The organism is Streptomyces tricolor, assembly GCF_002155905.1.
GTDB classification, from domain to species: Bacteria; Actinomycetota; Actinomycetes; order Streptomycetales; family Streptomycetaceae; genus Streptomyces; species Streptomyces tricolor.
The window spans coordinates 21128-45114 of record NZ_MUMF01000126.1 but is presented as its reverse complement, the minus strand read 5'-3'; the positions used below and the strand labels follow the sequence as shown (position 1 = coordinate 45114).

Annotated in this window: 24 protein-coding genes; 6 read left to right on the top strand and 18 right to left on the bottom strand. The window is 71.3% G+C overall.

Annotation, left to right across the window (positions count from 1 at the left end):
• From CCN44_RS10535 to CCN44_RS10520, 4 genes are all read right to left on the bottom strand, one after another.
• Positions 1-283, bottom strand: a 283-nt coding sequence (locus tag CCN44_RS10535; RefSeq protein WP_143649683.1) for a class I SAM-dependent methyltransferase, incomplete at its 3' end; no start/stop codon positions are given.
• Positions 280-714, bottom strand: coding sequence for a VOC family protein (locus CCN44_RS10530; RefSeq protein WP_059251630.1), 435 nt, complete (start codon positions 712-714; stop codon positions 280-282). The genes CCN44_RS10535 and CCN44_RS10530, both read right to left, overlap by 4 nt.
• Complete coding sequence (locus tag CCN44_RS10525; protein WP_086697462.1) at positions 711-1187, bottom strand: helix-turn-helix transcriptional regulator; 477 nt, start codon at positions 1185-1187, stop codon at positions 711-713. Before CCN44_RS10525 ends, CCN44_RS10530 begins: the two co-directional genes overlap by 4 nt.
• A gap of 170 nt (positions 1188-1357) precedes the next feature.
• Positions 1358-2929 (bottom strand): MDR family MFS transporter, encoded by a 1572-nt coding sequence (locus tag CCN44_RS10520; protein WP_208639748.1) that lies wholly within the window; start codon positions 2927-2929, stop codon positions 1358-1360.
• Between the two features lie 128 nt (positions 2930-3057).
• On the opposite strand from CCN44_RS10520, the gene CCN44_RS10515 reads away from it, so the two are divergent.
• Positions 3058-3657: a TetR/AcrR family transcriptional regulator gene (locus CCN44_RS10515; RefSeq protein WP_059251624.1), complete on the top strand. Its 600-nt coding sequence runs from the start codon at positions 3058-3060 to the stop codon at positions 3655-3657.
• 1 nt (position 3658) lies between these two features.
• Here the strand turns inward: CCN44_RS10515 and CCN44_RS10510 are convergent, their stop codons facing one another.
• On the bottom strand, positions 3659-4210 hold the full coding sequence (locus tag CCN44_RS10510; protein ID WP_059251622.1) for a M23 family metallopeptidase: 552 nt from the start codon (positions 4208-4210) through the stop codon (positions 3659-3661).
• A 458-nt stretch (positions 4211-4668) separates the two neighbouring features.
• Between CCN44_RS10510 and CCN44_RS10505 the strand changes: the two genes are divergently transcribed.
• Both CCN44_RS10505 and CCN44_RS10500 read left to right on the top strand, forming a co-directional pair.
• The gene (locus CCN44_RS10505) at positions 4669-5292 is read left to right on the top strand and encodes an HAD family acid phosphatase (RefSeq protein WP_086697460.1); all 624 of its coding nucleotides are present in this window, start codon (positions 4669-4671) and stop codon (positions 5290-5292) included.
• Between the two features lie 60 nt (positions 5293-5352).
• A complete protein-coding gene (locus tag CCN44_RS10500) occupies positions 5353-8388 on the top strand; it encodes an NACHT domain-containing protein (protein WP_086697459.1) in 3036 nt (1011 codons plus the stop codon).
• Positions 8389-8456: 68 nt separating this feature from the next.
• On the opposite strand, the gene CCN44_RS10495 is transcribed toward CCN44_RS10500, so the two are convergent.
• Positions 8457-10982 (bottom strand): ATP-dependent Clp protease ATP-binding subunit, encoded by a 2526-nt coding sequence (locus tag CCN44_RS10495; RefSeq protein WP_059251616.1) that lies wholly within the window; start codon positions 10980-10982, stop codon positions 8457-8459.
• Between the two features lie 448 nt (positions 10983-11430).
• Here CCN44_RS10495 and CCN44_RS10485 point away from each other — a divergent pair, with 448 nt between their 5' ends.
• On the top strand, positions 11431-12123 hold the full coding sequence (locus CCN44_RS10485; protein WP_202430263.1) for an SCO3374 family protein: 693 nt from the start codon (positions 11431-11433) through the stop codon (positions 12121-12123).
• Here CCN44_RS10485 and CCN44_RS10480 read toward each other — a convergent pair.
• From CCN44_RS10480 to CCN44_RS10435, 10 genes are all read right to left on the bottom strand, one after another.
• On the bottom strand, positions 12102-12437 hold the full coding sequence (locus CCN44_RS10480) for a histone-like nucleoid-structuring protein Lsr2 (protein ID WP_059251614.1): 336 nt from the start codon (positions 12435-12437) through the stop codon (positions 12102-12104). The two genes, CCN44_RS10485 and CCN44_RS10480, sit on opposite strands and share 22 nt — an antisense overlap.
• A 203-nt stretch (positions 12438-12640) precedes the next feature.
• The gene (locus tag CCN44_RS10475) at positions 12641-13174 is read right to left on the bottom strand and encodes an amino-acid N-acetyltransferase (protein ID WP_030651520.1); all 534 of its coding nucleotides are present in this window, start codon (positions 13172-13174) and stop codon (positions 12641-12643) included.
• A gap of 9 nt (positions 13175-13183) precedes the next feature.
• Positions 13184-13606, bottom strand: coding sequence for a BlaI/MecI/CopY family transcriptional regulator (locus tag CCN44_RS10470; protein WP_059251611.1), 423 nt, complete (start codon positions 13604-13606; stop codon positions 13184-13186).
• 177 nt (positions 13607-13783) lie between these two features.
• Positions 13784-13960, bottom strand: coding sequence for a hypothetical protein (locus tag CCN44_RS44975; RefSeq protein WP_086697458.1), 177 nt, complete (start codon positions 13958-13960; stop codon positions 13784-13786).
• Between the two features lie 76 nt (positions 13961-14036).
• Positions 14037-14705 (bottom strand): hypothetical protein, encoded by a 669-nt coding sequence (locus CCN44_RS10460; RefSeq protein WP_086697457.1) that lies wholly within the window; start codon positions 14703-14705, stop codon positions 14037-14039.
• 158 nt (positions 14706-14863) lie between these two features.
• The gene (locus tag CCN44_RS10455) at positions 14864-15661 is read right to left on the bottom strand and encodes a type III pantothenate kinase (RefSeq protein ID WP_030651508.1); all 798 of its coding nucleotides are present in this window, start codon (positions 15659-15661) and stop codon (positions 14864-14866) included.
• Between the two features lie 5 nt (positions 15662-15666).
• Positions 15667-16644: a carboxylating nicotinate-nucleotide diphosphorylase gene (gene nadC, locus CCN44_RS10450; protein WP_059251607.1), complete on the bottom strand. Its 978-nt coding sequence runs from the start codon at positions 16642-16644 to the stop codon at positions 15667-15669.
• A 25-nt stretch (positions 16645-16669) separates the two neighbouring features.
• On the bottom strand, positions 16670-18367 hold the full coding sequence (locus tag CCN44_RS10445; protein ID WP_059251605.1) for an L-aspartate oxidase: 1698 nt from the start codon (positions 18365-18367) through the stop codon (positions 16670-16672).
• Positions 18364-19356, bottom strand: a complete 993-nt coding sequence (gene panC, locus CCN44_RS10440) for a pantoate--beta-alanine ligase (protein ID WP_059251603.1) — start codon at positions 19354-19356, stop codon at positions 18364-18366. The genes CCN44_RS10445 and panC overlap by 4 nt, the downstream gene beginning before the upstream one ends.
• Positions 19353-20345, bottom strand: coding sequence for a Rossmann-like and DUF2520 domain-containing protein (locus CCN44_RS10435; protein WP_086697456.1), 993 nt, complete (start codon positions 20343-20345; stop codon positions 19353-19355). The genes panC and CCN44_RS10435 overlap by 4 nt, the downstream gene beginning before the upstream one ends.
• A gap of 210 nt (positions 20346-20555) precedes the next feature.
• Between CCN44_RS10435 and CCN44_RS10430 the strand changes: the two genes are divergently transcribed.
• A complete protein-coding gene (locus tag CCN44_RS10430) occupies positions 20556-21764 on the top strand; it encodes a threonine aldolase family protein (RefSeq protein WP_086697466.1) in 1209 nt (402 codons plus the stop codon).
• Here CCN44_RS10430 and CCN44_RS10425 read toward each other — a convergent pair.
• Positions 21761-21967, bottom strand: a complete 207-nt coding sequence (locus CCN44_RS10425) for a hypothetical protein (RefSeq protein WP_059251596.1) — start codon at positions 21965-21967, stop codon at positions 21761-21763. The genes CCN44_RS10430 and CCN44_RS10425 overlap by 4 nt on opposite strands.
• A 161-nt stretch (positions 21968-22128) precedes the next feature.
• Here CCN44_RS10425 and CCN44_RS10420 point away from each other — a divergent pair, with 161 nt between their 5' ends.
• Complete coding sequence (locus tag CCN44_RS10420; RefSeq protein ID WP_059251594.1) at positions 22129-23232, top strand: DUF5937 family protein; 1104 nt, start codon at positions 22129-22131, stop codon at positions 23230-23232.
• 28 nt (positions 23233-23260) lie between these two features.
• Here CCN44_RS10420 and CCN44_RS10415 read toward each other — a convergent pair whose 3' ends face one another.
• Complete coding sequence (locus CCN44_RS10415) at positions 23261-23932, bottom strand: response regulator (protein WP_059251591.1); 672 nt, start codon at positions 23930-23932, stop codon at positions 23261-23263.
• Positions 23933-23987 lie beyond the last annotated feature (55 nt).

Here is a 23987-nt window from a genome sequence, read left to right as displayed (position 1 = left end):
GCCCGGCGCCGAGGACGACGTACTGGTCCACCCCCCGCGCGGCCCGCTCCACCACCAGGTCCTCGACGAACCGGGCGCGGGCCGCGACGGACGCCCGCACCGGCCGGGTGCCCCGCTCGTCCATGTCCGGGCGGGCGCGCCAGTCGTCGCCGGGAGCCGCCAGCCGCAGCCCGACCTCGTCCTCGATGACGTGCGGCGGCGGATCGGCCTGGGCGTGCAGCGCCCGCCACAGGGCGGTCCGTACCGCGGTGTGATCCGGCAGCACGGCCGGCCCCGAGGTCACCCGAAGTCCTTGGAGAAGTCCAGCTCCTCGCTGCGCTCGGTCAGCGAGTACCAGTTGCCGTTGTCGTCCCGGAAGATCGCCTCGATGCCGTACGGCCGCTCCCGCGGCTCCTGGAGGAACTCCACACCGCGCGCCCTGAAGGTCTCGTAGTCACCCCGGCAGTCGTCCGTACGGAACGCGCCCGCCCCCAGCACGCCCTTGGCGACCAGCTTCTTCAGCGCCTCGGCGGACTCCGGGTCCAGGCCCGGGCCGTCCAGGCTCATCAGCGCCAGCTCGACGCCGGGCTGGTCCTTCGCGCCGACGGTGACCCAGCGCATGTCGCCCATGGCGAGGTCGCTGCGCACCTCGAAGTCCAGCTTCTCGGTGAAGAACGCCTTCGTCCGCTGCTGGTCGGTGGTCCATACGGTGGTGATGCCCAGGCCTTTGATCATGGCTCCGCTCTCCTGTCGTGAGGCTGCCGTTCCTGCTCGTCACCGTAGGCAGGGCCGGGCGCGGCGCGCTTCTTCGATGTTGCGGAGTTGAAGCCGCCGGCCCAGAGCATGGCGTAGCAGCCGGGTATGAGGGCGGCGCCGCGGCCGACGTGCCGGGTCCGGTACGCGCTCGGGGTGAGTCCGGTGCGCGCCTTGAAGCGGGCGGAGAACGTGCCGAGGCTGCTGAAGCCGACGAGCGTGCAGATCTCGGTCACGGTGAGGTCGGCGCTGCGCAGCAGCTCCTCGGCGCGCTCGATGCGCCGGTGGGTCAGGTACTGGCCGGGTGTCTCGCCGTACGCCTCCTTGAAGGCGCGCAGGAAGTGGTACCGGGAGTACCCGGCGTGGGCCGCCACCGCGTCCAGGTCGAGCCCCGGGTCGGCCCAGTCCCGGTCCATGGCGTCCTTGGCCAGGCGCAGACGGCGGATTCTGTCCATGGGGCGATGGTGGCACGGGGGTCTGACATCGGGCCCCTGTGGGCTGTATGGGCACAGAGCAGCGCATACGCCCCGGGAGCCGGGTCTCCGGTCGGCGGGTGGGTGGGCCGGAGAACGCCGAAGGCCCCGGCGTGGCGGACACGTGCCGGGGCCTTCGGGCTCGGGGAGGGTCAGACGGTCTCGGCCACGGCCGTCGGCGCCGCGTCGGCGCCCTCGGGGGAAGCCTTCTGCGGCCCGCCCTTCAGCGGCACCTCCTTGACGAACAGCGCCGCGATCAGCACCAGCACCGAGATCCCGGCGCCCAGCAGGAACGCGGAGTGCGTGCCCGAGGACACCGCGTGCTGGTACGCCTCGCGGGCCGCCGCCGGCAGCTTCTCCAGGCTCTTCGCGTCGAGCTGCGCCGACTGCTCGGTGATGTTCCTGCCCAGCGCGCCGGCCCGCTCGGCCATGACGTCCTGCACCCGGTGGTTGAACAGGGCGCCCATGATCGCCACGCCGAAGGAGGAGCCGAGGGTGCGGAACAGGGTGGCCGAGGAGGACGCCACGCCCATGTCCTTCATCTGCACGCTGTTCTGCGCGACCAGCATGGTGATCTGCATCAGGCAGCCCATGCCCGCGCCGACGACGGCCATGTAGACGCCGGAGGTCAGCCGGGTCGTACCGGTGTCCATCAGGGACAGCAGGTACAGGCCGACGATCATCAGGACGCCGCCGACGATCGGGAAGATCTTGTACCGGCCGCTGTTGGTGGTCACCCGCCCGGCGACCATCGAGGTCACGAGCATCGCGCCGAGCATCGGCAGGAGCAGCAGCCCGGAGTTGGTCGCGGAGGCGCCCTGGACGGCCTGCTGGTACAGCGGCAGGAACAGGGTGGCGCCGAACATCACGAAGCCGGTGATGAAGCCGATGACCGACATCAGGGTGAAGTTGCGGCTCTTGAAGATGTGCAGCGGCAGGACCGGCTCGGCGGCCCTGGTCTGCCAGAACACGAACCCGACCAGCGCGGCCACGCCGATGCCGGTCAGCTCCATGATGCGCGCGGAGGTCCAGGCGTACTCGGTGCCGCCCCAGGTGGTGACCAGCACGATGGCGGTGATGCCGACGGTCAGCAGCACGACGCCCAGATAGTCGATGCCCGCCTTGGACCGCTTCTTCGGCAGCTGCAGCACGGCGGTGACCAGCGCGAGGGCGACCGCGCCCAGCGGCAGGTTGATGTAGAAGGCCCAGCGCCAGCCCCAGTTGTCGGTGATGGTGCCGCCGACCAGCGGACCGCCGATCATGGCCAGCGCCATGACGCCGGCCATCATGCCCTGGTACTTGCCCCGCTCCCGCGGCGGCACGAGGTCGCCGATGATCGCCATGACGCCGACCATCAGACCGCCGGCGCCCAGACCCTGCACGGCCCGGAACCCGATCAGCTGGCCCATGTCCTGGGCCATGCCGCTCAGCGCCGAGCCGATGAGGAAGATCACGATCGAGCTGAGGAAGGCGCCCTTGCGCCCGTACATGTCACCGATCTTGCCCCAGATCGGGGTGGAGGCCGCGGTGGCCAGGGTGTAGCCGGTGACGACCCAGGATAGGTGCTCCAGGCCGCCCAGTTCGCCCACGATCGTCGGCATCGCCGTACCGACGATCATGTTGTCGAGCATCGCGAGCATCATCGCGATCATGAGTGCGAGCAGTACCACTCGCACACTCTTGGGCTGTTTGCCCGCTATGACGTCTTCGACCTTGTCCGCCATCGTCTTCCCGTTTCCCCCTGCGGCGGCTACTTACTTGCCGCCCGGCTAGTTCTCACTACACTGGGAAGGTAGACGCGCTACTAGCCGGGCGTCAAGTAAGTTTCCGCTGGAGCGCGAGGAGTACGAGGATGGGCGTCACCATGGACGGCACCAAGCAGCAGCGCCGCGGCAACACCCGCCAGCGCATCCAGGACGTGGCACTCGAACTCTTCGCGGAGCAGGGCTACGAGAAGACCTCCCTGCGCGAGATCGCCGAGCGTCTCGACGTCACGAAGGCGGCCCTGTACTACCACTTCAAGACGAAGGAAGAGATCATCGTCAGCCTCTTCCAGGATCTGACGAAGCCGATCGAAGAGCTGATCGAGTGGGGCAGACGGCAGCCGCACACCCTGGAGACCAAGCAGGAGATCATCCGCCGCTACAGCCAGGCGCTGACGGAGGCGGAACCGCTGTTCCGCTTCATGCAGGAGAACCAGGCGACCGTCCGTGAGCTGCGCATCGGCGACACGTTCAAGGACCGGATGCGCGGGCTGCGGAACATCCTGATCGACCCGGAGGCGGAGCTGGTCGACCAGGTCCGCTCGGTCAGCGCGATGTTCGCGCTGCACGCCGGGATGTTCGTGATGCAGGACCTCGAAGGCGACTCCGAGAAGAAGCGCGAGGCCGTTCTCGAAGTCGCCCTGGACCTGATCACGCAGGCGCACGAACACGCCCGCGAGAAGGATTAGCTCAGACCGTCACGCCCTTGGCGCGCAGGAACGCGACCGGGTCGACGGCGGAGCCGTAGTTCGGGGTCGTACGGATCTCGAAGTGCAGGTGCGGACCCGTGGAGTTGCCGGTGGAGCCGGACAGGGCGATGTGCTGGCCGGTCTTCACGACCTGGCCGATCTTGACGTCGACCCGGGACAGGTGCGCGTACTGCGAGTAGGTGCCGCTGCCGTGCTTGATGACGACGGCGTTGCCGTACGCCGGGCCGTCGCCGCCGCCGTTGGGGCCGGCCTTGACGACGGTGCCGCCGTGCGCGGCGACGACCTCGGTGCCGGTCGGCACGGCGAAGTCCTGGCCGCTGTGCTTGGCGGACCACATGTTGCCGGCCTGCGCGAAGCTCGCCGAGAGCGTGTACTTCTTCACCGGGTCGACCCAGGAGGCGGGGGAAGCGGTGGCGGCGCTCGCGACCCCGGTCCCCAGCACGGCCGTGGCGCCGATTCCGGCAGCCAGGACGGTCACGCGGGAACGGAGCGAGGACGTACGGGCGGAGCGGGACGTGAAGCGTCGGAACATCTGGACCTCATGGACTCGGGGACGTATCGGCCACCCGGCGCAGGGACGTCCGTGAAGGGCGTCCACCGGAGCGGCCATCCCTTGGTAACCGAGCACCGCATCAAGCCCAAAACGGCCCATCTACGGCGGCAGGTAGTAGATGACCGTAAAACCAACCACTTTCTTGACAGCTCGACCCTTCGCCGAACCAGCCCCTGACGACGCGGTTTTCCCCCGGGGGATTCCTGGGCGAAGGTCCCACTTTCGCCCGTTTTGCCCGCCTGTCACATCCCACTATCACTGCTAGTACCGGACATTTCGCCTGTGCCGCTTATCACCGGCGAGCCAGTCCGACGATCAACGAAATGTGACGCAGGCCTCTAGGCACCTACCCTCCGGTAACCCTACGGTTCCCCTCGCGCCACCCTCGCCTCAGATCATGCCCCTGACATTTCAGAGACGCGAGAGGACCCCCACCGATGACCAGACGCCCCTGGGCGCGCCGCATCTCCGTGACCGCCGTCTCCGTGGCCGCCCTGGCCGCGACGGCCGCCCCGGCCTCGATGGCCGCCCCGGCCGAGACCGCGCGCACGAGCACCTCCTCCGCGCGGGTCGACTACGCCACCTGGCAGAAGGACTGCCAGGCGGTCATGGCCCAGGCCCTGCCGTACCTGAAGGACCGCATCGCCGCCGCAAGGCCCGGCGAGAAGCAGGCGATCGTCTTCGACATCGACAACACCACGCTGGAGACCGACTTCGGCTTCAGCTACCCCCAGCCGGCCAACAAGCCCGTCCTGGACGTCGCCCGCTACGCCCAGGAGCACGGCGTCTCCCTCTTCTTCGTCACCGCCCGCCCCGGCGTCCTGTACTGGCCCACCGAGTACAACCTCGAACACGACGGCTACGACGTCTCCGGCCTCTACGTCCGCGGCCTGTCCGACCTCTTCAAGGACGTCGCCGCCTACAAGACCGCCCAGCGCGTCGACATCGAGAACGACGGCTACACGATCATCGCGAACATCGGCAACAGCGCCACCGACCTGTCCGGCGGGCACGCCGAGAAGACCTTCAAGCTGCCCGACTACGACGGGCAGTTGTCGTAACACCGGCCGGATCCGCTGGTTAGGCTCCCTCCGTACGTCGTACGCACACGGGGGTGGCGGATGGAGCCTGCCGTACTGGGCAGCAAGCTGGCCTCCAGCTTGCTCGGCCCGCTGGTGAAGAAGCTGTTCGTCCAGGACGGACCGGGGGCGGGACTGGCCGACCGGCCGGTACGGCTGTCGGCGCTGGTGTCGTTCCGGGGCGAGAAGCGAACGCTGGGCGAGAAGGAGGTCCGGCGGCTCGCCGGCCGCCTGGTGACGGAGGCGCTGGCCTCCCCGGGTGAGCGGCCGTTCCCGCCCGACGAGGAAGAGGCCGTCACCGACACCCTGACCCGCCGGCTGCTCTCCCTCGGCGACCTGGACATGGACGACGTCCAGGCCGTACGCCTCGGCAGCGAGGAACTCGCCCGGCACCTAGACCGCCACGCCCCGCCCCCGGACGGCCTGTCCGCCGACGCCCGCGCCTTCCTCGACTCGGCGACCCAGTGGGCCTGCCTGCACATCCTGGAGTTCTTCACCCGCCGGTCCACCTTCGTGGCCCGGACCCTGGTGGAACAGACTCGGACCCAGCGGGAGCTGATCGCCAGGATCGACGAGCTGATCGCCCGCACCCCCCGCCCCGACGCCCGCGACTCGGCCTTCGAGCGCCGCTACCTGCCCTACGTCGCCGACCGCCACAACCACATCACCATCTACGGCATCGACCTGCGCGACTCCCCCGACCGCTGGCCCCTCGAAGTCGCCTATCTCAGCCTGGAGGCGACCGCCGAGGAGGAGGGTCCCCGCTTCGACGGGCCGTCCTCCCCGTCGCCGGTCCACCTCCCGGCCGAGCAGGCACTACGCGACCACGACCGGGTGCTGCTGCGTGGCGACGCGGGCTCGGGCAAGACGACCTTGATCCAGTGGCTGGCGGTGACGGCGGCGCGGGACGGGACGCAGATCCCGTACGTGCTTCCGCTGCGAACGTTGGTCCGCCGCCCGGCCCTCCCGACTCCGGCCGACTTCCTCCCGGCGGTGGCCTGCCCGCTGACTGCGCCGGAGGGCTGGGCGGACCGCGTCCTGTCGGCCGGTCGGGGGCTGATCCTGGTCGACGGCCTGGACGAGATCCCGGCCCCCGAACGCCACCGCGCCCGCGACTGGCTGCTGGACCTGATCCGCGCGTTCCCCGGCAACCGCTGGCTGCTCACCTCCCGCCCCACGGCCGTACGGCAGGAATGGCTGGCCTCCGAGGGCTTCCGCGAGCTGCTGCTGGCCCCGATGCGTCGAGCGGAGGTCGCGACCTTCGTGAGGCGCTGGCACGCGGCGGCCCGGGCCCCCGAGTACGAGGGCCCGCTGCTCGACTCCCTGCGAGTGAAACGCGACTTGGCCCGCCTGGCCACCAACCCCCTGATGTGCGGCCTGATCTGCGCCCTGCACCGAGAACGCCGGGGTTACCTGCCCACCGGCCGCAAGGAGTTGTACGACGCCGCCCTCGCAATGCTGCTGGCCCGCCGGGACCGGGAGCGCGGCATGGGCGCGCTGGACCCGGTGGACCTCGGCGAGCAGGCCCAGCTGGAGGTGCTGCAACGCCTGGCGTACGCACTGGTGCTGAGCGGCCGCACGGAGATGGACATGGACACGGCTGAGGGCCTCGTGGAGCGCTGCCTGCCGACGATCGCCGTGCCGGGCGAAACGGACGCCCGCTCTGTCCTGTCCCAGCTGCTGCTGCGCAGCGGCCTGCTCCGCCGCCCGTCCGAGGGCGTAGTCGACTTCGTCCACCGCACCTTCCAGGACTACCTCGGCGCGCGCTACGCCGTCGAGGAGGGCCACCTCGACGTCCTGGTGAGCCACGCGGACGACGCCCAGTGGGAGGACGTCATCCGCATGGCAGTGGCCCATGCGCGCCCACGGGAGCGCGCTTCGGTCCTACGACAGCTGCTGTCCCGGGAGACGCCTCGGCTGACGTTGCTCGCGCTGGCGTGCCTGGAGCACGCGCCGGCCCTGGATCCTGAGGTGCGGCTTGCCGTCGACTCCGAGGCAGTTGCGTTGATCCCGCCGTGGTCGGCAGAGGAGGCGAAGGCCCTTGCAGAGGCGGGTCCACTGGTGTTGGAGCTGCTGCCAGGGCCAGAAGAACTAACGGACGAGCAAGCCAAGAATGTGACGGTCACCGCCTCACTTTTGGGCCGTGAGGAGCCTGACGGGGCACTGGCGGTGTTGCGGCGGTTCCGGGAGCACGGGGATCTCGGGGTACGCCGCCAGCTGGTAGGGACATGGCACCGGTTCGACTCCCAGGAGTACGCCGCCGAGGTGCTGGACCACCTGGACCGCACGGACCTCTTCCTCACCTGCGAGTCGGCCGAGGAGCGAGCGACCCTGTCTTGGATGCGACCTTGGCCCGGTCTGTCGTTCCGAGGTCCGCAGCGGATCGATGAGATCCTGGCCGCTGTTCCTGCGCCGGAGGCGGTCACCGCAATCGACTTCCGGGAGAACCCGCACCTCACCGACGCAGGTGCCCTACGGGCGTTCAGGTCGCTCCGCGAGGTGTGGCTCGCGGACTGCCCGACGGGAAATCTGCACCGGCTCTCCGAGCTGTCGCTCGTCCGCTTCAGCTGTGACCACATCGCGGACGTAACCGGGCTGCGCCGTCTTCGGTCACTGCGCCGGCTCTCCCTCGCGCAAGAACTGCCCGGCACCGACCTCACCGAGGTCCTACCTGTCGACGCACCGCTGGAAACCCTCTTCCTGGGTAGCAACAGCACCGACACCACGGGGCTCCGCGGGCTGCAGCACTGGTCTGGGCTCCGTTCGCTCAGTCTCGGTCAGCTGACCACCGAACTGACGGACACCGACTGGCAAGCGGTCGCCGAACTGCCTGAGCTGAAGGAACTCCATCTGCACGCGGTGATATTTCGGCAGTTTCCGTACTCGTTCCAAGTCATGCCTCAACTGCCCGGCATCGAGAAGCTGCGGATCACCGCGATCTACGGCGACGAGGAGCTCTTCGGCCTGGCGCAGCAACTACCCAGCCTGCACTCAGTGATTCTGCAGGTCCACCCTGCCGAATATGCCCGGTATGCCCGCCTCTTCCCGGGCGCGGAGGTCAGCCTGGACCGCCACTGAGCCCCAAAAAGTGAAGGGGCCGGCGCCCGAAGGCACCGGCCCCTCTGCTCGGCGGAACCGCCGGAGGCTTACGCGTCCTTGCTCAGGTTCGGCCCAGCCCCACCCGCGGCCTGCTCGATCGGCGGGACGTCGGGCAGTGCCGACTTCTCCTCACCGCGGAAGGTGAAGGTCTGGGACTCGCCCTCGCCCTCGGTGTCCACGACCACGATGTGACCGGGGCGCAGCTCGCCGAAGAGGATCTTCTCCGAGAGCGTGTCCTCGATCTCGCGCTGGATCGTACGGCGCAGCGGCCGGGCGCCCAGCACGGGGTCGTAACCCTTCTTGGACAGCAGCTCCTTGGCGGACTGGGACAGCTCGATGCCCATGTCCCGGTCCTTCAGGCGCTCGTCCACCTTGCTGATCATCAGGTCGACGATCCGCAGGATGTCCTGCTGCGTCAGCTGCGGGAAGACGACCACGTCGTCGACGCGGTTGAGGAACTCGGGGCGGAAGTGCTGCTTCAGCTCGTCCGACACCTTGTTCTTCATGCGCTCGTAATTGGTCTTCGTGTCACCCGCGGCGGCGAAACCGAGGTTGAAGCCCTTGGAGATGTCCCGGGTGCCGAGGTTGGTCGTCATGATGATGACCGTGTTCTTGAAGTCCACGACCCGGCCCTGGGAGTCGGTCAGGCGACCGTCCTCCAGGATCTGCAGCAGCGAGTTGAAGATGTCCGGGTGGGCCTTCTCGACCTCGTCGAAGAGGACGACCGAGAACGGCTTGCGGCGCACCTTCTCCGTCAGCTGGCCGCCCTCCTCGTAGCCCACGTATCCGGGCGGGGAACCGAAGAGACGCGACACCGTGTGCTTCTCGCTGAACTCCGACATGTCGAGGGAGATCAGCGCGTCCTCGTCGCCGAAGAGGAACTCGGCGAGCGCCTTGGACAGCTCGGTCTTACCGACACCGGACGGGCCGGCGAAGATGAACGAACCACCCGGACGCTTCGGGTCCTTCAGGCCCGCGCGGGTACGGCGGATCGCCTTCGACAGCGCCTTGACGGCGTCGTCCTGGCCGATGACCCGCTTGTGCAGCTCCTCCTCCATGCGGAGCAGGCGGGAGGACTCCTCCTCCGTCAGCTTGAAGACCGGGATGCCCGTCGCGGTGGCGAGGACCTCGGCGATCAGCTCGCCGTCGACCTCGGCGACGACGTCCATGTCGCCGGCCTTCCACTCCTTCTCCCGCTTCGCCTTGGCGGCCAGGAGCTGCTTCTCCTTGTCGCGCAGGGAGGCGGCCTTCTCGAAGTCCTGCGAGTCGATCGCGGACTCCTTGTCCCGGCGGACGGCGGCGATCTTCTCGTCGAACTCGCGCAGGTCCGGCGGAGCGGTCATCCGGCGGATGCGCATCCGGGAACCGGCCTCGTCGATCAGGTCGATCGCCTTGTCCGGCAGGAAGCGGTCCGAGATGTAGCGGTCGGCCAGGGTGGCGGCCTGGACCAGGGCCTCGTCCGTGATGGAGACGCGGTGGTGCGCCTCGTACCGGTCGCGCAGGCCCTTGAGGATCTCGATCGTGTGCGGCAGGGACGGCTCGGCGACCTGGATGGGCTGGAAGCGGCGCTCCAGGGCCGCGTCCTTCTCCAGGTGCTTGCGGTACTCGTCCAGGGTGGTCGCACCGATGGTCTGGAGCTCACCGCGGGCCAGCATCGGCTTCAGGATGGAGGCCGCGTCGATGGCGCCCTCGGCGGCACCCGCACCGACCAGCGTGTGCAGCTCGTCGATGAACAGGATGATGTCGCCGCGGGTGCGGATCTCCTTGAGAACCTTCTTCAGGCGCTCCTCGAAGTCACCGCGGTAGCGGGAGCCGGCGACCAGGGCGCCGAGGTCCAGCGTGTAGAGGTGCTTGTCCTTCAGCGTCTCGGGCACCTCGCCCTTGACGATGGCCTGGGCGAGGCCCTCGACGACGGCGGTCTTGCCGACGCCGGGCTCACCGATCAGCACCGGGTTGTTCTTGGTACGGCGGGACAGCACCTGCATGACCCGCTCGATCTCCTTCTCGCGCCCGATGACCGGGTCGAGCTTGGACTCACGAGCGGCCTGGGTGAGGTTCCGGCCGAACTGGTCCAGGACGAGGGAGGTCGAGGGGGTGCCCTCGGCGGGGCCGCCCGCGGCGGCGGTCTCCTTGCCCTGGTAACCGGAGAGCAGCTGGATGACCTGCTGCCGCACCCGGTTGAGGTCTGCGCCCAGCTTGACCAGGACCTGGGCGGCGACGCCCTCGCCCTCGCGGATCAGGCCGAGCAGGATGTGCTCCGTGCCGATGTAGTTGTGGCCCAGCTGAAGGGCCTCGCGGAGCGACAGCTCCAGGACCTTCTTGGCACGGGGGGTGAAGGGGATGTGCCCGGACGGGGCCTGCTGGCCCTGGCCGATGATCTCCTCCACCTGCTGGCGGACCGCCTCAAGCGAAATGCCGAGGCTCTCCAGGGCCTTAGCGGCGACACCTTCGCCCTCGTGGATGAGACCCAGGAGGATGTGCTCGGTGCCGATGTAGTTGTGGTTGAGCATCCGGGCTTCTTCCTGAGCCAGGACGACAACCCGCCGCGCGCGGTCGGTGAACCTCTCGAACATCGTTAATCGCTCCTCAGAGCGGTCAGGCAGTGGGGGGAACTTCCCCTCCCTGTCCTTCCGCAGCTTAGTCCCGCAAGCGGGGACCGCTCATTCCAACTGCCGACACCGTCGATGGCCTCCTGACCCGTGACGCCGACATCTGCTCCAACCCGATGGTGCGAGACGATGTTCCCGCAGGCCAGGCAGTTACCCCAGTCGCCAGTACGCCGATGGCGAACGTGAGACGCCCCGTCCTGCGTGTCGCCCCCTCCCACTAGGCATGTCTTACCCGCAGGGACTGACACTCCATGCGGCGCGCACCGGTTCGCTCCGCTATGGGCGAACAACCTTGCGCCTCCCCGGACCCCCACGCGCCCCCTTTTCCGGCACTCTGCGCACCCGATAGGGCACCCAGCGTAACCCGAAGGGCGATCCGGCGGTTGCACTTGGCATGGTTGGCTCGGTCCCCATGACCTCCACGGTCCCCCTTCCCCGCCGGCCCCTCGATCCGGATGCACCGTCGGCCGGTGTTCTCTCCGCCGGCCCGGACGCCCGGGCCCGGCACTGGTACGAGAACGATCTGGGCTGGCCGACAGTGCCCGGACGGCCGCTGCGGCTGCTCGCGGGGGTGCGGTTCGACGTGCTGGACGTGCCGGCCGAGGCGGGCGCTCAGGCGCTCCGGCATCTCGGGCCGGGCTCTCCGGTGGCCCTGCGCGGGGACCGGATGCAGCTGCTGGTGGCCGCGGGCAGCGCGGAGGAGCTGCCGGGGCTGCTGGACTGGCTGGAGTGGGGCGCCGTATCCCTGGACCTGCGGGCCCTGGGGACGGGCGACACCCTGGAGGCCCCGGAGCCGCCCGCGGGGCCCGCCGCCGTACGGCCGGGGTCCCTGCGGCCCGGAGCCGTACCGCCTGCATCCGGACGGTCCGGTTCCGTACAGGGGGCCGCCGTGTGGCTGCGGCCCCCCGGGCCGGGACGCGGGGTCGAGGCCTCGCTGCCGGCCATGCCGGCCATGCCGGCCACACCCGTGGGACGCGAGGGGAGCGCCCCCGATCTCGTGCGACTGGTGGACACGGTGGCAGCGCAGTGTCACCGGGTCCGGCTGCGGCGCGCGTGCGCCGGACATCCCGCCGGCCGGCGGGATCAGCCGTTGGCCTTCTCGTAGGCCTCACGGATGGACGCGGGAACGCGACCACGGTCGTTGACCTCGTAACCGTTCTCCTTCGCCCAGGCGCGGATCGCCGCGGTGTCCTGGTTGCCGCCGGAAGCGGCACGCGCCTTTCCACGCCCGCCGGAGGCACGGCCGCCGGTACGACGCCCGCCCTTCACATAGGGATCAAGAAGGCTGCGCAGCTTGTCCGCATTGGCAGTCGTGAGATCGATCTCGTACGTCTTGCCGTCCAGCGCGAACGTCACGGTCTCGTCCGCCTCGCCGCCGTCGAGGTCGTCGACAAGAAGGACCTGAACCTTCTGTGCCACCGCATTTCCTTTCATCGATAACGTTGAGGGCCAGGGGTGTGCGGCGTCCGCCGTTTCGCCGCCCCTGTTATATGCAGTACTGCAGTACGTCGGAAAGCAAACCGCTTTTGCCGGAAAAACACAAACCCTCGGGAGTGGTCCGACGGACCGCCCGCGTCCGGAAACATGCGCGTTTCGGACATAGGGAACCTGGGCAATGACGATCACAGATGCAGAAGCATCCGGCTGTTGCCCAAGGTGTTCGGCTTCACTCGTTCGAGACCCAGGAACTCCGCGACGCCCTCGTCATAGGAACGCAACAGCTCCGCGTACACATCGGTGTCGACCGGTGTCTCCCCGATCTCCACGAAGCCGTGCTTCCCGAAGAAGTCCACTTCGAAGGTCAGGCAGAAAACCCGCCGAACCCCGAGCCAGCGCGCGGTCTGGAGCAACTTCTCCAGCAACTGATGACCGACGCCGGCGCCCTTGAGCCCGGGCTTCACCGCCAGAGTCCGGACTTCCGCGAGGTCCTCCCACATGACGTGCAGCGCACCGCAGCCGACCACCTCGGCGTTGTCGTCGCGTTCCGCGACCCAGAACTCCTGGATGTCCTCGTAAAGCGTGACCGTGGCTTTGTCGAGCAGGATGCGGTCGCGGACGTAGGCGTCGAGGAGGCGGCGCACGGCGGGGACATCGCTGGTCCGGGCCCGCCGGACGGTGATGGCTTTTGCGGAGACTTCGGGACGCTCTGCTGACATGAGCGGACGCTATCGCCCGTCCGCGCCCTCGGCCGAGCCGGGGTTCTCCTCTTGACGGGCTTCGGGAGCTTCCTGCCGGCGGGCTTCGGGGGCTTCCCGGGTTTCTTCGGGCCCCTGGACGATGCGCACGGCGTCCCTGAGTGCCTGGCGCTGTTCCTCGCTCATCATGCCGAAGAAGGCGACGAGAGCCGCGGCCGGGTTGTCGCTCTGCGACCAGGCGTCGTTCATCAGGGCGGCGGCGTACGCGGCGCGTGTCGACACGGCCTCATATCGATAGGCCCGGCCTTCCGCCTCGCGACGCACCCAGCCCTTCTGATGGAGATTGTCCAAAACCGTCATCACGGTGGTGTACGCGATGGAGCGTTCCTGCTGGAGGTCTTCCAGGACTTCTCGAACGGTCACCGGGCGGTTCCACTTCCACACCCGCGTCATGACCGCGTCTTCGAGTTCTCCCAATGGGCGAGGCACAGCTCAGAACAATAGTGGGAGATCCCGGCATTGGCGTGCCGGACGTGCGCTAGGACTACAGATGCGAACAAAAAGGGCGCACGTCCCCGCAGTCGGGACATGCGAAGACCCCCCGCGAGCGGGGGGCATGAGGCGTACCGCTCAGGCGTCGCCGGCGGAGGTCTTGGGCGCACCCTCCACGCGCGCGAGGGCGGCGTCGACGGCCGCGTCCTCCTTGGCCTTGGCGGTCCCGCCCTGGGTCTTCACGATCACCCTGACCACACCGATGAAGAACACGGCCATGACGACCGGGGGCACGAGCGCGGAGACGTAGTCCATGTCTCCAGAGTAGCCACGGGGGACGGGGCGAAAGGGACGGGGTGCGCCGATCACCGCTCCGTGGCACCCGGCGGGGCTACCCCGCGGCCAGCTGCCGGGACTCCGGCTCCGCCGGCGGCGCCGGCTTGCGGCGCGGAAACACCTCTCCTGGCGTCGGGATGGGCCGCTTCGGCGCGACCGGCTCCGGCCCGGGCCGCTCCGCGGGGCCGGGCGACGGCTTCGCCCCGGGCTTCTCCGCGGGCTCCTGCGGGGCCGCGGAGGGCTCCTCGGCCTCTCCGTCGTCCTGGCGGACCCCCGGCTCCCCCGCGCCGCCCGCAAGGGCCAGCAGGCGCGTTCGCGCGGGCGGCACGGCGGGCGCCGGCACCTTCCGCGCGCCCTGCGCGAACCGTGCCCGTACGTCCTGCTCGGCCAGCGCCTGGCAGCGGTCCAGCAGTGCCGCCGCCGCGGGGTTCCCGCGCAGCGCCCGGAGCGCGGCGAGATCGTCCGGCGTCGGCCGGTGCCCGGCGCCGAGCGCCTCCTCCAGGAGGGTGAGGTAGCCGGCGGCGGTGCCCGGCAGGGCGGCCCGGTAGCGGCCCAGGTCGGCCACCAGGAAGGCGCGCAGCCGGGCCCCCTCGCACATCGCCTCGTCGAGCGACTCGGCGAGGCGGAAACAGTCCTGCACGTCCTCGGCGGAGGCGTGGCCGGGGTGAAGGGCGAGGGCGAGGGCGCGGCGGAGCACACGCAGCTCCTCCACGCCGAACGCCATGCCGCCGCGGGATCCGTATGGCGTGGGCATGCGGCGACGCTACCGACTAATCGGACAAAAGTGACGAATGCGAATGCTGATGCGCCGCGTGTCGCTCCGGGTTTCCCTCGTCCGGTGTCACCGGCGGGGCCGGCGCCCGCGCGGGCGCCGGCCGGCCCTCACAGCCGCGACACGTTCCGCTCGTACACCAGGCGCAGCCCGATCAGCGTCAGCCACGGCTGGTGCTCGTCGATCACCGAGGACTCCCCCAGCACCATCGGCGCGAGCCCGCCCGTGGCGATCACCGTCACGTCGTCCGGATCGTCGGCCAGCTCTCGCGCCATCCGGCTGACCACACCGTCGACCTGCCCGGCGAACCCGTACACGATGCCCGCCTGCATGGCCTCGACCGTGTTCTTGCCGATCACGCTGCGCGGCCGGGCCACCTCGATCTTCCGCAGCTGAGCGCCCTTGACCCCGAGTGCCTCCACGGAGATCTCGATGCCGGGCGCGATCACCCCGCCGACGTACTCCCCGCGCGCGGAGACCGCGTCGAAGGTGGTCGCCGTGCCGAAGTCCACGACGATCGCCGGGCCGCCGTACAGCTCGACGGCCGCGACCGCGTTGATGATCCGGTCGGCGCCGACCTCCTTGGGGTTGTCGGTGAGGATCGGCACGCCCGTCTTCACGCCCGGCTCGACCAGGACGGCGGGGACGTCGCCGTAGTACCGCCGGGTGACCTCGCGCAGCTCGTGCAGCACGGACGGCACGGTCGCGCAGATCGCGATGCCGTCGATGCCGTCGCCCAGCTCCTCGCCGAGCAGCGGGTGCATGCCCATGAGGCCCTGGAGCAGCACCGCCAGCTCGTCGGCCGTGCGGCGCGCGTCCGTGGAGATGCGCCAGTGCTCGACGATGTCCTCGCCGTCGAACAGGCCGAGGACGGTGTGCGTGTTGCCGACGTCGATCGTGAGCAGCATGGCCGTTACTCCGCCTCGCGCAGGTCCAGGCCGATGTCCAGGATCGGCGAGGAGTGCGTCAGGGCGCCCACGGCCAGGAAGTCGACGCCGGTCTCGGCGTACGCGCGCGCGTTGGTGAGCGTCAGCCGCCCGGAGGCCTCCAGCATCGCCCGTCCGCCGACGATCCCGACGGCCTCCTCGCACTCGCCCGGGGTGAAGTTGTCCAGCAGGATCAGGTCGGCGCCCGCGTCCACGACCTCCCGCAGCTGGTGCAGGGTGTCGACCTCGACCTCGATCGGCACCTCCGGGAAGGCCTCCCGTACGGCCTTGAAGGCCTGCGCGACGCCGCCGGCGGCGATCACGTGGTTGTCCTTCACCAGGGCCGCGTCGGACAGCGACATGCGGTGGTTGACGCCGCCGCCGCAGCGGACGGCGAACTTCTCCAGCGAGCGCAGGCCCGGGGTCGTCTTGCGGGTGTCCCGCACGCGCGCCTTGGTGCCCTCCAGCGCGTCCGCCCACGCGCGCGTGGCGGTCGCGATGCCGGACAGCCGGCACAGGATGTTCAGCGCGCTGCGCTCGGCGGTGAGCAGGTCACGCGTGCGCGTGGTGACCGACAGCAGCTTCTGCCCGGCCTCGATCCGGTCGCCGTCCTCCACGTGCCGCTCGACCTCGAACTCGTCCGTGCAGACCACGGAGAGCACGGCCTCGGCGACCCGGAGGCCGGCCACGACGCCCGCCTCGCGCGCGGTGAAGTCGGCGGTGGCCACCGCGTCCTCGGGGATGGTCGACACGGTCGTCACGTCCACCCCGCCGTCCAGGTCCTCCTGGATGGCGACGTTGGCGATGTCCTCGACCTCCACGGGGTCGAGTCCGGCAGCGGCCAGCAGCTCGGCGAGCGCGGGGTCGAGCCCGCACTCCAGGTACTCCTCGTCGCCCTCGGCGCCGCAGGCGCAGCCGTCGCCGCAGCCGCCGGTCGGGGCGAGGGGAAGGTCGTCGGTGCTCACGTCTGTCACTGCTCCTGGGGCGCTGTTACCGGATAGGGGGGAAGTCTGCGGTGTCGGTGGTGCGGACGGCCAGCGACCGATCGGGATTGAGCCGTACGACGATGTGGCGCCGCCAGTTCGTGTCGTCGCGCTCGGCGCGGTCCTCGCGCCAGTGGCAGCCGCGGGTCTCCTCGCGCAGCCGGGCCGCGGCGACCAGGACCCGGGCCACGCACAGGAGGTTGGTCGCCTCCCAGGTGTCCACGCCGGGCTCGGCGGTCTTGCCGTTCTCCGCCAGCGCGTCCCGGGCCTCGGTGTGCAGCTTCTGGAGCTGGTCCGCGGCCCGGGCGAGGGACTCCTCGGAGCGCAGCACGCCGGCGCCCTCGGTCATGGTCCGCTGGATCGCGAACCGGGTCTCGGGGGCGAGCAGCGGGTGCTCGGGCTTCCCGGGCTCCGGGACCGGTGCGGGCACGCGCGCGTGCAGGCCGTTCTCCGCGCGGGCGGCGGCGATGTCGGCGGCGATCCGCTCGGCGTACACGAGCCCTTCGAGGAGGGAGTTGGAGGCGAGCCGGTTGGCGCCGTGCACGCCGGTGCACGCGACCTCGCCGCACGCGTACAGGCCGGGCACGGTGGTCCGGCCCCGGGCGTCGGTGCGGACGCCTCCGGAGGCGTAGTGGGCGGCCGGGGCGATCGGGATGGGCTCGGTGACCGGGTCGATGCCGTTGGCCCGGCAGGCGGCCAGGATGGTCGGGAAGCGGTGCTCCCACATGTCGGCGCCGAAGTGCCGGGCGTCGAGGAACATGTGCTCGGCGTCCTGCTCCAGCATCCGCCGCAGGATGCCCTTGGCGACGATGTCCCGCGGCGCCAGCTCCGCCAGCTCGTGCTGGCCGACCATGAAGCGCACGCCGTCCCCGTCGACCAGGTGGGCGCCCTCACCGCGGACCGCCTCCGAGACGAGCGGCTGCTGCCCCTCGGCCTCCGGGCCGAGGAAGAGCACGGTCGGGTGGAACTGCACGAACTCCAGGTCGCTGACCTCCGCGCCCGCGCGCAGCGCCAGCGCCACGCCGTCGCCGGTGGACACCGACGGGTTGGTGGTCGCGGAGTACACCTGGCCCATGCCGCCGGTGGCGAGGACCACGGCGGGGGCGTGCACGGCGCCCACGCCGTCGTGCTGGCCCTCCCCCATCACGTGCAGGGTGACCCCGGCCGCGCGGCCGTCGGCGTCGGTCAGCAGGTCGAGCACGAGCGCGTTCTCGATGGTGCGCACCCCGCGCGCGTGCACGGCCTCGACGAGCGCCCGGGAGACCTCCGCGCCGGTGGCGTCGCCGCCCGCGTGCGCGATCCGGCGCCGGTGGTGGCCGCCCTCGCGGGTGAGGTGGATGCCGCCCTCGTCGTCGGTGTCGAAGTGGGCGCCGGTGGAGATCAGCCGCCGTACCGCGTCGGGGCCCTCGGTGACGAGGGTGCGTACGGCCTCCTCGTCGCACAGGCCCGCGCCGGCCACGAGGGTGTCGGCGAGGTGCTGTTCGGGAGTGTCGCCCTCGCCGAGGGCGGCGGCGATGCCGCCCTGCGCCCAGCGGGTGGAGCCGTCGTCCAGGCGGGCCTTGGTGACGACGACCGTGGTCAGGCCGGCGGCCTCGCAGCGCAGGGCCGCGGTCAGGCCGGCCACGCCGGAGCCGACGACGACCACGTCCGCGGAGATGGCCCAGCCGGGTGCGGGTGCGTGCAGTCGTATGCCTGTGCTGGTCACGAGGCGGCTCCGAAGGTGAGGGGGAGATTGTCGATCAGCCGGGTCGTGCCGACCCGGGCGGCGACGGCGAGGACGGCCTCGCCGGTGAAGTCGTCGCCGATCTCGGTGAAGTCGGCGGGGTCGACCAGCGCGAGGTAGTCCAGCTTCAGCGGCGGGTCGAGGCGGGCGGCCTCGTCCAGGACCTGGCGGGCGGCGGCGCGGACGGCCGCCGGGCCGCCGGGCGCGGCGGTGGCCACCGCGTGCGCGTCGGCCGCCGCGCGGGACTCTCCTATGGCGCTCAGCGCCTCGGCACGCGCGTGCGTGGAGGGCACTTCACGGGCCCGCGCGCGCAGCGCCTCCTGCGCCGCGTGCCGGTCCCGGCCGGCGAACAGGGCGCGGGACAGCGCGAGCGCGGTGCGCCGCTCGTCCGGCGAGAGGTAGCGGTTGCGGCTGGACAGGGCGAGCCCGTCCTCCTCGCGCACGGTCGGTACGGCGATGATCTCGACGCCGAAGTTCAGGTCCCGCACCATGCGCCGGATCAGCGCCAGCTGCTGGGCATCCTTCTGCCCGAAGAGGGCGGCGTCGGGGCGGGTGAGGTGCAGCAGCTTGGCGACGACGGTGAGCATCCCGTCGAAGTGCCCGGGCCGCGAGGCACCCTCCAGGCGCTCGCCCATGGGGCCCGCGGAGACCCGCACCTGGGGTTCGCCGCCCGGGTAGACCTCGTCCACGGAGGGCGCGAACACGGCGTCCGCGCCCGCCTGCTCGGCGAGCTTCAGATCGGCGTCCAGGGTGCGCGGGTAGCGGTCCAGGTCCTCCCCCGCGCCGAACTGCAGGGGATTGACGAAGACGGTGACGACGACCTCGCCGTCCGGGCCGACGACCTCCCGCGCGGTGCGGATCAGGGTGGCGTGGCCCTCGTGCAGCGCGCCCATGGTCATCACGACGGCGCGGCGGCCGTGGCGCACGCGCGCGTGCAGCTCTTCGGCGGTGCTCAGCAGGGCGGTGGTCATCGGTCGTTCCCCTCGGTGCCGGTCGTGCCGTCGGTGCCGTTCGTGCCGTCGGTTCCGTCGCCTCCCCGGTCGGCGTGGTCCGCGTGGCCTCCGTCGGCGAGTACCCCGAGGAGGTCCTCGGCGAGTTCCGGCTTCAGCAGGCCGTGGGCGAGCGCCCGGTCGGCGGTCGCGCGGGCCATCGCGAGATAGCCCGCCACGGTCTGCGGGGCGTGCTTGCGCAGCTCGGTGACGTGCGCGGCGACCGTGCCGGCGTCCCCGCGCGCGACCGGCCCGGTCAGGGCGGCGTCGCCGGAGCGCAGGGCGTTGTCCAGGGCGGCGCCGAGCAGCGGGCCGAGCATCCGGTCGGGCGCCGCCACGCCGGCCGTGCGCAGCAGCTCCATGGACTGGGCGACCAGGGTCACCAGGTGGTTGGCGCCCAGGGCGAGGGCCGCGTGGTACAGCGGGCGGTTCTGCTCGCTGATCCACTCCGGCTCGCCGCCCATCTCGATCACCAGAGCCTCGGCGGCCAGCCGCAGCTCCTCGGGGGCGGTGACGCCGAAGGAGCAGCCGGCGAGGCGCTGGACGTCCACGGGCGTGCCGGTGAAGGTCATCGCCGGGTGCAGGGCCAGCGGCAGCGCGCCCGCGCGCAGGGCCGGGTCGAGGACCTTCGTGCCGTACCGGCCGGAGGTGTGCACGAGCAGCTGTCCCGGCCGTACCGCGCCGGTCTCGGCGAGCCCGGCGACCAGGCCGGGCAGGGCGTCGTCGGGGACGGTGAGCAGCACCAGGTCGGAGCGCTGGAGCACCTCGGCGGGCGGCACCAGCGGGACGTCCGGGAGCATGGTCTCGGCGCGCCTGCGGGAGGCGTCGGAGACGCCGGAGACGGCCACCGGGCGGTGCCCGGCGAGTTGGAGGGACGCGGCCAGCGCGGGGCCCACGCGGCCGGCGCCGACGACGCCGACGGTGAGCCGCGCGGGGCGGTCCTTGAGGTCTGGCTGGTGGACTGTACTCACGCGACGGCGGCCTTCCCGTTCCAGTCCGCTCTGGGTACCGGACGATTTCTCGTCATGTTAACGCTATCGGGTACGGCGGCGGCCGGCTGTCCACAGGCTGTGGGTTACGCCACGCCCTTCCGGCGGGCCGGCCGGGCAGGGGACGAGCGGGCGGGCGGCCGGGCGGAAATCACAGTGCCCTCACCGGTCCGCCGGGGCATGATCCGCGGCATGACCGACACGGCTGAACAGCGCACAGGGCAGGACACCGGGCACGTCACCGGGCAGGACACGGAACAGGCGGCGCGGGAGCGGCTGCGCGAGCGGCGGACGGCGGCGCAGCTGCGGGCGCGGCGCACGCTGTCCCGCGGGGGCTCGGCGCGCACGATCCGCGAGCGCCTGGCGGAGCTGACGGAGGCGGCGGACGGGGTGTACGACCTGGACGAGCCGGCCGACGTCTACGGCAACCGGATCGTGGCCGCCCTGGAGGAGCGGGTCGCCGCGCTGCTCGGCACCGAGGCCGCCGCCTTCTTCCCGACGGGGACCATGGCCCAGCAGGTGGCCATGCGCTGCTGGGCGGCCCGCACCGGCGACCCGGCGGTGGCCCTGCACCCGCTGGCCCATCCGGAGGTGCACGAGCGGCAGGCGTTCAGCCAGGTCAGCGGGTTGCGTCCGGTCCAGGTTGGCGAGGGGCGCCGGCTGCCCACGGCGGCCGAGATACGGGACCTGGAAGAGCCGTTCGGCACGCTGATGCTGGAGCTGCCCCTCAGGGACGCCGGTTTCGTGCTGCCCACCTGGGAGGAGCTGACCGAGGCCGTCGAGGCGGCGCGGGAGCGCGACGCGGTGGTGCACATCGACGGCGCGCGCCTGTGGGAGTGCACCGAGCACTTCGGGCGCCCCCTGCCCGAGATCGCGGGCCTGGCCGACAGCGTCTACGTGTCGTTCTACAAGTCCCTCGGCGGCTTCGGCGGCGCCGCGCTCGCCGGTCCGCGGACGCTGGTGGAGGAGGCGAAGACCTGGCGGCACCGGTACGGCGGCATGATCTTCCAGCAGTTCCCGACCGCCCTGTCCGCGCTCGTCGGCCTCGATCGCGAACTGCCCCGGCTGCCCGCGTACGTGCGGCACGCGCGCGTGGTGGCCGCCGCGCTGCGCGAGGGCTTCGCGGCGGCCGGGCTGCCCTGGGCCCGCGTCCACCCGGAGCAGCCGCACACCCACCAGTTCCAGGTCTGGCTGCCGTACGAGCCCGAGGTGGCCGCCGAGGCGGCGGTGCGCCAGGGCGAGGAGACCTCGGTGCTGCTCTTCGCGAACGCCTGGGACGCCGGCGGGCCCGGACTCGCGTTCACCGAGGTCAGCGTGCAGGCCGAGGCCCTGGAGTGGACGGCGGACGATGTCCGCGCGGCCGTACGGGACTTCGTCGGCCGCCTGCCCGGGCGGGCCTAGCAGGCGCGGGGGCGCAGCCGGCGGGCGAGCGCGCGGCGGAGCCGCCCGCGCGCGGGGCGCCCGGCGACGACCGCGCGGAAGCGCCGGTAGTCGCGCAGTTCGCGCACCAGGGCGAGGTCGTGGCGGCCCGGCGCGGGCGGTGCGGACTCGCCGTGCAGGCGGGCGCGGTAGGTGTCGAGGAGGTACTGCTGGGTGATGCTCATGGCGGATCGCCTTCGGGACGTGTGTGATCGGGTGACTGATCGGGCTCCGCGGCTGCCCCGGTGCCTTCAGCCTGCTGCCGTCCGGTGCGGATGTCCCGTGGATTGACGGCTGCCGTCAATCCACGGCGGCACTGTCGGTGGGCGGGTGCACGATGGAGGGCATGAGCGTGACGATCGACATCACCGGACTGCCCGCGGAGCGGATCGCCGTCGTGCCCTCTCCGCTGGCGGAGCTGGGGATGGCGCTGCACGCGCTGAGCGAGCCCGGCCACCACCCGCAGTTGCAGGGCTGGGCGACGGCGGTCTCCTCCCGGCTTGACCCCGGCCTGGCCGACCGGCTGTGCGAGGCGGACTTCCTGTGGCGTACGACGTTCTCGGACGTCTTCGCCCCGTTCGCCGGCATCCCGGGCGGGTGCGCGCTCCCCGGGGCCACGCTCGCCGAAGAGCTGGACCAACTGGACAAGCTGACGGACGAGCAGTTCGTCAACGCGGCCCTGGAGTTCACCTGCCAGCTCCGCTACGACGTGCAGGAGCCCGGCCCGCTGGACGACCCGGAGCTGCGCCGGCGCTCCCTGGAGCTGGCCGCCGCGCGCGGTGCCGTGCAGGAGCGGTTCACGCGCCGCCTGCTGGCGGATCCGCCGGCCGTCCGCGCCTGGTTCCGGCAGCTGATGCTCGACTGCGACGACGCCTTCTTCGCCGACACCTGGGCCCGTATCCAGCCCCAGCTGGCCGCGGACGCCCGGCACAAGACCGAACTGCTGCGCCGCAAGGGCCTCGGCGAGGCACTCGCGTCCCTGTCCGGGGCGGTCTCGCTGGACGAGGAGGCCGGACTCGTCACGGTCGACAAGCTGCTGGTGGGCCACACCGCCACCGGCGACGGCGGCCTGGTGCTGGTGCCGACCAGCCTCGGCTGGCCGCACGTGATGGTCCTGCACCGGTACGGCTGGCAGCCCTCGATCACCTACCCCGTGAGCGGTTCCCGGCCGCAGGGCCCGTCCGTGGAGCAGCTCACGCGCCGGCTGGAGGCACTGGCGCACCCGGTGCGGATGCGGCTGTGCCGGCACCTGGCGCGCGCGGCGCACACCACGAGCGAACTGGCCGACGCGCACGGCATGTCGGCGCCCGAGATATCCCGGCACCTGACGGTGCTGAAGAAGGCCGGCCTGGTCACCGACTGCCGTCGCGGCCGGTACGTCCAGCACCAGCTGGACCTGTCCGCGGTGGCCCGGCTCGGCAGCGACTTCATCGAGGGCGTCCTGCGCTGAGGAGGGCGCCTCCCGCCCCCGCGGGCCGTCAGCCGTGGCCGCCGGCGCGCACCAGCCCCGTCTCGTACGCCAGCACGACCACCTGCACCCGGTCGCGCAGCCCGAGCTTGGTCAGGATGCGGCCCACATGGGTCTTCACGGTCGCCTCGCTCAGCACCAGCCGGGCCGCGATCTCGCCGTTGGACAGGCCCTGCGCGACCAGCACCATCACCTCGCGCTCCCGCTCGGTGAGCCGCTCCAGCTCCTTGTGCTGGGGCTGCTTGCCGGCGGAGGGCAGCATCGGCGCGAAGCGGTCCAGCAGGCGCCGGGTGGTGGAGGGCGCCACGACCGCGTCACCGCTGTGCACGGCCCGGATGGCGGCCAGCAGATCGCCCGGCGGCACGTCCTTGAGCATGAAGCCGGAGGCGCCCGCCTTCAGCCCGGAGAAGGCGTACTCGTCGAGGTCGAAGGTGGTCAGGATGAGCACCTTGGGCGGGTTCGGCTCCTGGCAGATGCGGCGGGTGGCCTCCACGCCGTCGAGTTTCGGCATGCGTACGTCCATCAGGACGACGTCGACCCCGGTCGACCGCAGCACCTGAAGGGCCTCCACGCCGTCGCCCGCCTCCGCGACGACCTCCATGTCCGGCTGGGCGGCGAGCACCATCCGGAACCCGGTGCGCAGCAGCACCTGGTCGTCGACGAGCATCACGCGGATCGTCATCGGGTCCTCTTCCGTGTCTTCGGTTGCCGTGGAGCCTACGGGGGCGGGGGCGTAC

Coding starts and splice junctions, on each gene's coding strand:
- CCN44_RS10515 (WP_059251624.1), top strand. CDS start 3,058: ATGGGCGTCACCATGGACGGCACCAAGCAGCAGCGCCGCGGCAACACC.
- CCN44_RS10530 (WP_059251630.1), bottom strand. CDS start 714: ATGATCAAAGGCCTGGGCATCACCACCGTATGGACCACCGACCAGCAG.
- CCN44_RS10500 (WP_086697459.1), top strand. CDS start 5,353: ATGGAGCCTGCCGTACTGGGCAGCAAGCTGGCCTCCAGCTTGCTCGGC.
- CCN44_RS10495 (WP_059251616.1), bottom strand. CDS start 10,982: ATGTTCGAGAGGTTCACCGACCGCGCGCGGCGGGTTGTCGTCCTGGCT.
- CCN44_RS44975 (WP_086697458.1), bottom strand. CDS start 13,960: ATGGACTACGTCTCCGCGCTCGTGCCCCCGGTCGTCATGGCCGTGTTC.
- CCN44_RS10475 (WP_030651520.1), bottom strand. CDS start 13,174: ATGTCAGCAGAGCGTCCCGAAGTCTCCGCAAAAGCCATCACCGTCCGG.
- CCN44_RS10430 (WP_086697466.1), top strand. CDS start 20,556: ATGACCGACACGGCTGAACAGCGCACAGGGCAGGACACCGGGCACGTC.
- panC (WP_059251603.1), bottom strand. CDS start 19,356: ATGACCACCGCCCTGCTGAGCACCGCCGAAGAGCTGCACGCGCGCGTG.
- CCN44_RS10510 (WP_059251622.1), bottom strand. CDS start 4,210: ATGTTCCGACGCTTCACGTCCCGCTCCGCCCGTACGTCCTCGCTCCGT.
- CCN44_RS10470 (WP_059251611.1), bottom strand. CDS start 13,606: ATGACGCGGGTGTGGAAGTGGAACCGCCCGGTGACCGTTCGAGAAGTC.
- CCN44_RS10415 (WP_059251591.1), bottom strand. CDS start 23,932: ATGACGATCCGCGTGATGCTCGTCGACGACCAGGTGCTGCTGCGCACC.
- CCN44_RS10525 (WP_086697462.1), bottom strand. CDS start 1,187: ATGGACAGAATCCGCCGTCTGCGCCTGGCCAAGGACGCCATGGACCGG.
- CCN44_RS10505 (WP_086697460.1), top strand. CDS start 4,669: ATGACCAGACGCCCCTGGGCGCGCCGCATCTCCGTGACCGCCGTCTCC.
- CCN44_RS10425 (WP_059251596.1), bottom strand. CDS start 21,967: ATGAGCATCACCCAGCAGTACCTCCTCGACACCTACCGCGCCCGCCTG.
- CCN44_RS10420 (WP_059251594.1), top strand. CDS start 22,129: ATGAGCGTGACGATCGACATCACCGGACTGCCCGCGGAGCGGATCGCC.
- CCN44_RS10455 (WP_030651508.1), bottom strand. CDS start 15,661: ATGCTGCTCACGATCGACGTCGGCAACACGCACACCGTCCTCGGCCTG.
- CCN44_RS10520 (WP_208639748.1), bottom strand. CDS start 2,929: ATGGCGGACAAGGTCGAAGACGTCATAGCGGGCAAACAGCCCAAGAGT.
- CCN44_RS10485 (WP_202430263.1), top strand. CDS start 11,431: ATGACCTCCACGGTCCCCCTTCCCCGCCGGCCCCTCGATCCGGATGCA.
- CCN44_RS10460 (WP_086697457.1), bottom strand. CDS start 14,705: ATGGCGTTCGGCGTGGAGGAGCTGCGTGTGCTCCGCCGCGCCCTCGCC.